Source organism: Actinomyces polynesiensis (assembly GCF_000820725.1).
Classification (GTDB): domain Bacteria; phylum Actinomycetota; class Actinomycetes; order Actinomycetales; family Actinomycetaceae; genus Pauljensenia; species Pauljensenia polynesiensis.
In genome coordinates this window covers 1-9,194 of sequence record NZ_CCXH01000213.1, presented here as the reverse complement: position 1 = coordinate 9,194, position 9,194 = coordinate 1, and the positions used below count along the sequence as shown (strand labels likewise).

At 71.6% G+C, this 9,194-nt stretch carries 9 protein-coding genes and 1 pseudogene; 5 read left to right on the top strand and 5 right to left on the bottom strand.

The annotated features are described in order from the left end of the window. Nucleotides 1-667, bottom strand: a 667-nt coding sequence (locus TA90_RS09235; protein WP_052450706.1) for a DUF1097 domain-containing protein, incomplete at its 3' end; no start/stop codon positions are given. Nucleotides 668-736: 69 nt separating this feature from the next. Between TA90_RS09235 and TA90_RS09230 the strand changes: the two genes are divergently transcribed. The 4 genes from TA90_RS09230 to TA90_RS09215 all read left to right on the top strand — a co-directional run bounded on the left by TA90_RS09230 (nucleotide 737) and on the right by TA90_RS09215 (nucleotide 4,742). Next, entirely contained in the window at nucleotides 737-2,041 is a 1,305-nt protein-coding gene (locus TA90_RS09230; protein WP_043535909.1) for a magnesium transporter MgtE N-terminal domain-containing protein, read from the top strand. Next, nucleotides 2,034-2,675 (top strand): DUF1003 domain-containing protein, encoded by a 642-nt coding sequence (locus TA90_RS09225; RefSeq protein WP_082031597.1) that lies wholly within the window; start codon nucleotides 2,034-2,036, stop codon nucleotides 2,673-2,675. Before TA90_RS09230 ends, TA90_RS09225 begins: the two co-directional genes overlap by 8 nt. Nucleotides 2,676-2,881: 206 nt before the next feature. Then, complete coding sequence (locus TA90_RS09220; RefSeq protein WP_407921586.1) at nucleotides 2,882-4,018, top strand: Mrp/NBP35 family ATP-binding protein; 1,137 nt, start codon at nucleotides 2,882-2,884, stop codon at nucleotides 4,016-4,018. Between the two features lie 91 nt (nucleotides 4,019-4,109). Beyond that, nucleotides 4,110-4,742 (top strand): O-methyltransferase, encoded by a 633-nt coding sequence (locus tag TA90_RS09215; protein WP_043535908.1) that lies wholly within the window; start codon nucleotides 4,110-4,112, stop codon nucleotides 4,740-4,742. A 204-nt stretch (nucleotides 4,743-4,946) separates the two neighbouring features. Here the strand turns inward: TA90_RS09215 and TA90_RS13915 are convergent, their stop codons facing one another. The 4 genes from TA90_RS13915 to TA90_RS09200 all read right to left on the bottom strand — a co-directional run bounded on the left by TA90_RS13915 (nucleotide 4,947) and on the right by TA90_RS09200 (nucleotide 8,634). Further along, a complete protein-coding gene (locus TA90_RS13915) occupies nucleotides 4,947-5,111 on the bottom strand; it encodes a DUF3117 domain-containing protein (RefSeq protein WP_074015370.1) in 165 nt (54 codons plus the stop codon). Between the two features lie 180 nt (nucleotides 5,112-5,291). Continuing rightward, nucleotides 5,292-6,065, bottom strand: a complete 774-nt coding sequence (locus tag TA90_RS09210) for an LOG family protein (protein ID WP_052450705.1) — start codon at nucleotides 6,063-6,065, stop codon at nucleotides 5,292-5,294. Then, on the bottom strand, nucleotides 6,062-7,162 hold the full coding sequence (dapE, locus tag TA90_RS09205; RefSeq protein ID WP_043535907.1) for a succinyl-diaminopimelate desuccinylase: 1,101 nt from the start codon (nucleotides 7,160-7,162) through the stop codon (nucleotides 6,062-6,064). Before dapE ends, TA90_RS09210 begins: the two co-directional genes overlap by 4 nt. Nucleotides 7,163-7,194: 32 nt before the next feature. Further along, on the bottom strand, nucleotides 7,195-8,634 hold the full coding sequence (locus tag TA90_RS09200) for an NAD(P)H-quinone dehydrogenase (RefSeq protein ID WP_043535910.1): 1,440 nt from the start codon (nucleotides 8,632-8,634) through the stop codon (nucleotides 7,195-7,197). Nucleotides 8,635-8,794: 160 nt separating this feature from the next. Here TA90_RS09200 and TA90_RS09195 point away from each other — a divergent pair. Beyond that, nucleotides 8,795-9,194 (top strand): annotated as a pseudogene (locus tag TA90_RS09195) (purine-nucleoside phosphorylase); the annotation flags it as partial.

The following is a 9,194-nucleotide window of genomic DNA, read 5'->3' as shown; positions in this document are numbered from 1 at the left end:
GCGCCTGCGCCGCCTCCTCACGCTCCCGCAGGTCGGTCCCCGGGGCCTCGCCGGTCTCCTGCTCGTGCTCCTTCTCGGCCGCGCTGAGGCGCACGCCGAACCTCGGCTTCTCCCCGGGCCGGGAACCGTACTCGCTGGGACCGCTGCGCACCGGCCGCGCACGCGCTGGCGTGGGGCGCATCTGGTTGCCGGGCGTCTTCTGGAGCAGCTTGAACGCCCCGTCGACGTCCGCTGACGCCAGGACCGCGTACCGGCTGGCCACGACCTGGGACTGGGACGTGAAGTCGCGCTGCCCACCCGCCATCCCGAAGAGGATCACGGACATCAGGACACCGAACACCGCGCCGCCGGCCATGCCGATGAACACCCACGGCACACCCGCCTGCCCCGATGTCGTGGCGAAGGACATCATCAGGCCCATGAAGGTGCCCCACAGGGCACCCGACCCCGCCCCGGAGGCAGCGGCCTTCCCCAGCGTCAGGCGCCCGGTCACCCGCTCCACCATGTGCAGGTCGGAACCGACGATGGTGATGCTCTTCACGTCGAAGCCGTTGTCGGAGAGGTAGTCGACCGCATTGGACGCCTCGAGGTACGTGCGGTACGACGCGACCTCAGTGCCGTCGGGCATCGTGGGCACCCGCAGACGCGGGTTCTGCCTGTTGTCCATGTGTCGTGCTCCTTCCGGGCCGGAAGGGTCCACACCCCTCCCCCTCCCCCAGCAGCCTAGGCTGTTCCCGTGAGCAATGCACCGACCCGAGTGGGAACCAGCGGAAGACGCATCTTCGTCGCCAAGTTGGCGGGCACCGGCGTCTTCGATCCCCTGGGCGAGAAGGTCGGGAAGATCCACGACGTGGTCGCCACGATCCGTCTGGACCTGACGGCCAACGTCATCGGGTTCGTCGTCGAGGTCGGCCCGCGCAGACGCGTCTTCCTGCCGCTCACCCGGGTCACGGCCATCAAGCCGGGTGCCGTCATCACCACCGGCCTGCTCAACATGCGTCGCTTCACGCAGCGCCCCATCGAGACCCTCGTGCTCTCCCAGCTCTTCGACCGCATCGTCACGATGAACGACGGGTCGGGCCAGGTCCGCATCCTCGACGTCGCCATGGAGCAGCGCCGACCTCGCGACTGGGTGATCTCCAAGCTCCACGTCCAGCGCGTGCGCCAGAACTCCCTGGGGTTCCGCAGGGGCGGGGAGACGATGACCGTCGACCTGGACGAGGTCACGGGGCTGCTCAAGACCGACTCCACCCAGGCCGCCACGGCGCTCGTCCAGCACACCGAGGACATGAAGCCGGTGGACCTGGCGGACTTCATCCACACGCTCCCCCCGGACCGTCAGTTCGCGGTCGCCATGGAACTGCCCGATGCCCGCCTGGCCGACGTCCTGGAGGAGCTGGGCGACGACGACCGCGTCGCCATCGTCTCCGCCCTGGATGCCGCGCGCGCCGCCGACGTCCTCGACGTCATGCAGCCCGATGACGCCGCCGACCTCGTCTCCGAGCTCCCCGACGCCAAGGCCCAGTCGCTCCTGGCCCTCATGGAGCCCGAGGAGGCCGAGGACGTCCGCCGCCTCCTCACCTACGAGGAGTCCACCGCCGGCGGCCTGATGACCACCGAACCCGTCATCCTCGGGCCCGACGCGACGGTGGCCCAGATGCTCGCCGCCGTGCGTCGCGAGGACATCCCCGCCTCCCTCGCGACGATGGTCTTCGTGACCCGGCCGCCGACAGAGACACCGACCGGTCCCTACCTGGGTGTCGTCCACGTCCAGCGCGCCCTGCGGGAACCACCGCAGACCCTGCTGGGGACGATCATGGACTCCGACATCGAGGCCGTCCCCCCCACGGCCCACGTCGCCACGGTGACGCGCCTGCTGGCCACGTACAACCTGACGATCCTCCCCGTCATCGACGACGACGACCACCTCCTGGGCGCCGTGTCCGTGGACGACGTGCTCGACGAGTTGCTGCCCGAGGACTGGCGCGACTTCGACGACGAGGTCACCGACCGCATGATGGCGAGGAACATCGATGGCTGACCGGCTCGACACCCCACGGGACTCCAACCGGCACATGCCGCGCCTCAACCTCGAGTCCGAGGTGCTCGGGCGCGGGGCGGAGCGCATCGCCCGCTTCTCCGGGACGCCCCAGTTCCTCGTGTACCTGAGCGTCTTCGTCATCTTCTGGATCGCCTGGAACACCCTGGCCCCGGCGAAGCTCCAGTTCGACAAGGCGGAACTCGGCTTCACCGCCCTGACGCTGATGCTCTCCCTGCAGGCCTCCTACGCAGCCCCCCTGATCCTGCTCGCCCAGAACCGCCAGGACGACCGCGACCGCGTCCAGGCCGAGCAGGACCGCCAGCGCGCCGAACGCAACCTCACCGACACCGAGTACCTCACGCGTGAGATCGCCGGCCTGCGCCTGGCCCTCCAGGACGTGGCCACCCGGGACTTCGTGCGCTCCGAGCTGCGCAACATGCTCGACGACCTGCGCGCCGAGCGCGACAGCGTCCCCGAGACCCGTTCCCACCCCCACTCCGAGGCGGGTGGTGGCCGTTCGTCCACCGACGAGGGCGGCTCCCGCAGTCATGCGGACACGGGCTCTCCCGCCGGACAGGACGACCCTCAGGGGCCGGACGGGTCGGGGGGCACCGGCGGGACACCCCTGTCCTGACACGGGAGACCTTCCGGACCGGAGGGGCAGGGCCCGCGGTGTCCGGGGAGGCGAGGACCTCCGGTCGCCGCGCAGGGTGCGCGTGGGTGTCGCCGGTCGCAGCACTGCCCGGAATCCCCGATCCGCGCAACGGACCTGCACGCATGTCCGTCCGCCCTCGTGGAAGGGCAAAGGTCACTCGGCCGCACCGCCCACACCCACGTACCATGGGAGCCATGTCTGTCACCGAAGCTGAGGTCACGGCGGCCCTCGAGACCGTCATCGACCCCGAGATCCGCCGCCCCATCACCGATCTCGACATGATCGACTCCGTCGCCGTGGACGGGGACCGGGTCGCCGTCACCGTCCTCCTGACCACCGCAGGGTGTCCGCTGCACGCCACCATCACCAAGGACGTCAAGGAGGCGGTCGGGGCGCTGGACGGCGTCGCCGCCGTCGACGTGTCCATGGGCGTCATGGACGACGAGCAGAAGAAGGCCCTGCGCGAGAAGCTCAACGGGGGACGGGCCGAGCGCGAGATCCCCTTCGCCCAGCCGGGTTCCCTCACCCGCGTCATCGCGGTGACCTCCGGCAAGGGTGGGGTCGGCAAGTCCTCGATGACCGCCAACCTCGCGGCCGCCATGTCCGCACAGGGGCTGAAGGTCGGCGTCATGGACGCCGACATCTACGGGTTCTCGATCCCCCGCATGCTCGGCGTCGAGCACGAGCCGCAGGTCATCGACGGCATGATCATCCCGCCGGTGGGCGTGGAGGGCATCAAGGTCATGTCCATCGGGATGTTCGTCCCCGACGGGCAGGCCGTCGTCTGGCGTGGGCCGATGCTGCACCGGGCCCTCCAGCAGTTCCTGGGTGACGTCTTCTGGGGTGACCTGGACGTCCTCCTCATCGACATGCCCCCCGGCACCGGCGACGTCGCCATCTCCATCGCGCAGCTCCTGCCGAACTCCGAGATCCTCGTGGTGACGACCCCGCAGGTGGCGGCCGCCGAGGTCGCGGAGCGCGCAGGTTCCATCGCGGGCCAGACCCGCCAGCGTGTCATCGGCGTCGTGGAGAACATGTCCTACCTGGTGCAGCCCGACGGCTCCCACCTCGAGGTCTTCGGTTCCGGGGGTGGCGCCTCCGTGGCCGCGCGCCTGAGCGCACAGCTCGGGTACGACGTCCCGCTCCTGGGACAGGTGCCCCTCGACATCGCCCTGCGTGAGGGTGGGGACACGGGTCGTCCCGTCTCCCTGGGCGAGGGCGACGCCGCCGACGTGGTGCGCGACCTGGCCGCGACGCTCGGGCAGCGTGCCCGTGGCCTGGCGGGTCGTCCGCTGGGGGTCTCCCCGGTCGGAGGCCGCTGAGCACCGGGACACCCCGGTGCCCTCCCCTGACGGGAACGGCACCACCTCACACCGGGATAGGCTGGGCACCAGGACGAGGACGGGAGACGTCATGGCGACCGACAAGGCGCAGACCTGGGTGTACACCGAGGAGTACGCCACCGAGCGCGAGGAGGTCGCGGCAGCCCGTGAGGTCGCCGTGGAGCTGGGGGCCGAACCCGTCACGACGGGGGTCGGTGCCACCCTGCGCATGCTGGCGGCAGTCGCGAACGCACGCGCGGTCCTCGAGATCGGTACCGGCGCCGGGGTGTCCGGGCTGTGGTTGCTGGAGGGCATGTCCCCCGACGGGGTCCTCACCACCATCGATTCCGAGTCCGAGTTCCAGAAGCACGCGCGCAGCGCCTTCCACGCAGCGGGTGTCCCCGGACACCGCACGCGCCTGATCGCCGGTCGGGCACTGGACGTCCTCCCCCGCATGGCGGCAGGGGGCTACGACATGGTCGTCGTCGACGCCGATGTCTCCGAGACGCCGGAGTACCTGGACCACGCCGTGCGGGTCCTGCGTCCGGGTGGTGTCGCCGTGGTCGTGCACGCCCTGTGGCACGACCGCGTCGCCGATCCCGCCCAGCGTGACACCGACACCGTCGTCATGCGGGAGGTCACCCGGGTCCTCGGGGAGACCGAGGAGTTCGTCTCGGCACTGCTCCCCGTCGGTGACGGCGTCGCCGTGGCCGTGCGACGCTGATCCGGCACCCGCCTGCGGTCCTGCCGCGGTGTTCGTGCCGGGGACGGTCGTGTGCGTCCCCGACCTGAAGTCAGGTCTCCGCGATCCCCCCGGTGACAGCGAGGGGCCCCGGCACCACACGGTGCCGGGGCCCCTCGACTGCCTCGTCAACGGCCGGGCCGCCTCCGTCCCTCCGGGGACCGGCGCGCGCGGCCGATGGGTGGATCAGACTGCTGCGGAGAGGGCCTCCGCGAGCTCGCTCGCCTCTGCCGGGGTGAGCTCGATGACCAGGCGTCCACCGCCCTCGCTGGGGATGCGCATCACGATGCCGCGCCCCTCCTTGGTGGCCTCCAGTGGTCCGTCACCGGTCCTCGGCTTCATCGCTGCCATGTGCGCGCTCCTCAGTGCCAATCGTGCTCTGCTGCCGGGCGTCGTCCCACCCGTCCGGCAGTGGACCACCCCATTCTACCTGTTGGCACCGCAACGGCACCCGCCCACGGGCGGCGAACATCCCCGCCCGTGCCTGCCGGCCGCCACGGAGCACCCCGGGCGTGGATCCGCCACGGACCCTCAGCGCGCCCGGGAGATCACCAGGCGCACCGCCTCCTCCGGGTCGTCGACGATCGTCACGAGCCCGTCGTCGCCGGGGGACACCGTCCCGCCCTCGACCATGGTCGAGCGGATCCAGTCGAAGAGGCCTCCCCAGTACTCGGTCCCGAGCAGCACGATCGGGAAGGACTCGATCTTGTGGGTCTGGACCAGGGTGAGCGCCTCGAAGAGCTCGTCCATGGTGCCGAAGCCCCCCGGGAGCACGATGAACCCGTGGGAGTACTTGACGAACATCGTCTTGCGCGCGAAGAAGTAGCGGAAGTTGATGCCCAGGTTGACCCACTGGTTCATGCCCTGCTCATGGGGCAGCTCGATGCCGAGGCCGACCGAGGTTCCGCCCGCGTCCCAGGCACCCTTGTTCGCGGCCTCCATGGCTCCGGGGCCACCACCGGTGATGACTGCGTAGCCGGCCTCGGCGACGAGCTCACCGATGCGGCGTCCCTCCTCCCAGCGCTTCGACCCCTCCGGGGTGCGCGCGGAGCCGAAGACGGAGATGGCGGGGCCGATCTCGGCGAGTGCGCCGAACCCCTCGATGAACTCCGCCTGGATGCGCAGGACGCGCCAGGGGTCCTCGTGGAGCCAGTCGGCCTCGGGCTGGGGACGCAGCAGGCGCGCGTCGGAGGTCTCCTTCGGGATCTGCTTGCCGCGCAGGAGGACCGGGCCGCGGCGGTAGGACTTGCGGTGGTTGCTCGGGGTCCCGCCGTTGCCGGGGGCCTTCGGTGGTGTGGGTGTCACGCCGGTGTTCCTTCTTCCCCCGCGCCCAGCCAACGTCGCAGGACGTCCGAGCAGCGGATGATCTGGTCGACGGGCACGTGCTCGTCGACGGTGTGGGCCAGGAGGGGGTCCCCCGGTCCGAAGTTCAGTGCCGGGACCCCGAGCGCCGAGAAGCGCGCCACGTCGGTCCACCCGTACTTCGGGCCGACGGTGACGTCCCCGGCCGCCCTGATGAACTCCTGGGCCAGAGGGGAGTCGAGGCCGGGACGCGCACCCTCGGCGAGGTCGTCGATCTCCAGCGAGGCATCCGATCCCTCGAAGACCCAGCGGACCACCTCCATCGCCTCGTCCCCGTGCACCGAGGGGGCGAACCGGTAGTTGACGGTCATCGTGGCGGAGTCGGGGATGACGTTGGTGGCGCCCCCACCCTCGAAGCGGACCACGGACAGGGACTCGCGGTAGTCGAGGCCGTCGACCGTGACGACGGGGTTGCCGAAGGAGGCGATGCGCTCGATGACGGGGGCGGCCTTGTGGATGGCGTTCTCCCCGCGCCAGGCGCGTGCGGAGTGGGCGGCCACGCCGGGGAAGTGGGCGATGACGCGCAGGGTGCCGTTGCACCCGCCCTCGACCTGCGTGGCGGTGGGCTCGCCGAGGAGGGCGAGGTCGCCCACGACCCAGTCCGGGTGGTGGCTGCACAGGCGTCCCAGGCCGTTGAGGGAGGAGGCGACCTCCTCGTGGTCGTAGAACACCCAGGTGACGTCGTGGCGGGGATCGACGAGGGCGGCCGCGAGGTGCACGAGGACGGCCACGCCACCCTTCATGTCGACGCTGCCCCGCCCGACCAGGGTGTCCACGCCCTCGCGCACCTCCCGCCGGGAGGGCACGTTGCCGACGATGGGCACGGTGTCGAGGTGACCGGCGAGCACGATTCGTGCCTCCCTACCCAGACGGGTGCGCGCCACCACGCCGTCCCCGTCGCGCAGGACCTCCAGGTGTGGGAGACCCTCCAGCGCGTCCTCGATCGCGTCGGCGATGCGCGCCTCGTCCCCCGAGACGGAGGCGATGTCGACGAGTTGCCCGGTCAGGGTGACCGGATCGGTCAGGTCGAGGGTGGTCATGGTGTCCTTCCGGGTGCGGGGCAGGTGCCCCGTCAGTGCAGCATACGTGCGACCTCGGCGATGCTGCCGGAGATCGAGGGGTAGACGGTGGGGGCTGCGGAGAGCTCGTCGACGGTCATCCGCTGACGCACCGCCAGTGTCAGTGGGAAGACGAGGTCGGAGGCGTGGGGGCCGACGACGACACCGCCGAGGACCACGCCCGCCTCCGAGGCGATGATCTTGACGAAACCGTCGGAGACGCCCTGCATCTTCGCGCGGGGGTTGCGCGCCAGGGGCAGCTGGGCGACCCGGACCTCGCGCCCCGCCCGGGTGGCCGCGGCCTCCGAGAGGCCGACGTTGGCGACCTCCGGGGAGGTGAAGACCGCCTGGGCGATGGCGGAGGTGTCCAGGGGCTCCAGGGTGTCCCCCAGGGCGTGCCACATGGCGATGCGTCCCTGTTGGGCGGCGACCGAGGCGAGGGGGAGGACGCCGGTGCAGTCCCCGGCCGCGTAGACGCGGAAGGCCGTCGTCCGCGACACGCGGTCGACGCGGACGTGGCCGGAGGCGGTCAGCTCCACCCCGGCCTCCGGTAGCCCGAGGCCCTCGGTGTTGGGGACGGCCCCGACGGCCATCAGGCAGTGGGAACCGCGTACCACGCGCCCGTCGGTCAGGGTGACCTCCACGCCCTCGCCCGTGTTGACGGCACCTGCGGCCCGCGAGCGCCGCTCGATGCGCATGCCGCGGCGCCGGAAGACCTCCTCGACGATCTCCGCGGCATCGGCGTCCTCACCGGGCAGGACCCGGTCACGGGAGGACACCAGCGTCACCCGGGAGCCGAGCGTGAGGAAGGCTCCTGCGAACTCGGCGCCCGTCACCCCCGACCCGACGACGACGAGGTGGTCGGGGACCTCGTCGAGGTCGTAGAGCTGCGTCCAGTTGAGGATGCGTTCCCCGTCCGGGATCGCATCGGGGAGTTCACGGGGGCGGGCCCCCGTCGCCAGGAGGACGATCTCGGCCTCGAGTTCGCGCTCGGCGCCGCCCGGTTCGCTCACGACCAGCACCCGACGACGTCCGTGCTCGGTGGGGCCGGGCAGGAGCCGTGCCGAGCCGTCGAGGAGGTGGACACCACTCTGGGCGAGGGCGGAGCGGATGTCCGAGGACTGCGTGGCCGCCAGGAGGCGCAGTCGGGTGTTGACCATCGCCATGTCCACCCCGACGGCACCGGTGCGGATGCCGAGCTCGCCCGCCGACTCCGTCTGTGCCGTCCACTCCGAGGTGGCGATGAGCGTCTTGGAGGGGACGACATCGGTGAGGACCGCCGACCCGCCCATCCCGCGCCGCTCGACCAGCCAGACGTCCGCCCCCATGCGCGACGCCACCGTCGCGGCCTCGTAGCCGCCGGGGCCTCCCCCGATGATGACGACCCTCGACCCGGTGCGGACGGGTGAGACGGACTCGGCCTGCGGCGTGCCCTGCGGTGCTGCCTGCGTCATGCCCCCATGTTCGCAGAACGCCGCCCCCGGCGTGGCCGTGACCCGCACCGTGGCTCCCCCACCACGTCGCGTCGGACACCGACTGCACCGGCTCGGGCACCCCGCCCCCGGGGAGTCCCCCGAATGCCGGGGAGGCACACCCCTCGGCTAGCGTGGAGGCATGGAACAGAGCCCACGACACGCCTCCGCGCCCCTCGAGACCCCCACCGACCACGCACGTCGCGCCGCCGACGTCATTGCGGAACGCTCCGGCATCGCCCACCACGACCTCGCCCTCGTCCTGGGTTCCGGGTGGGGTGGGGCGGCCGACCTCGTCGGTGAGACCGTCTCCGAGATCCCCGCCGCCGAGGTCCCGGGCTTCCACGCCCCCGCCGTCGCCGGGCACGTGCCCGTCATGCGCTCCATCAGGCTCGCCGGGTCCGAGCGGGTCGCCCTCGTCCTCGGGTCCCGCACCCACCTCTACGAGGGCCGCGGCGTGCGCGCCGTCGCCCACGGCATGCGCACGGCGGCGGCCACGGGCGCCACACAGGTGGTCCTCACCAACGGCTGCGGGGGCCTCA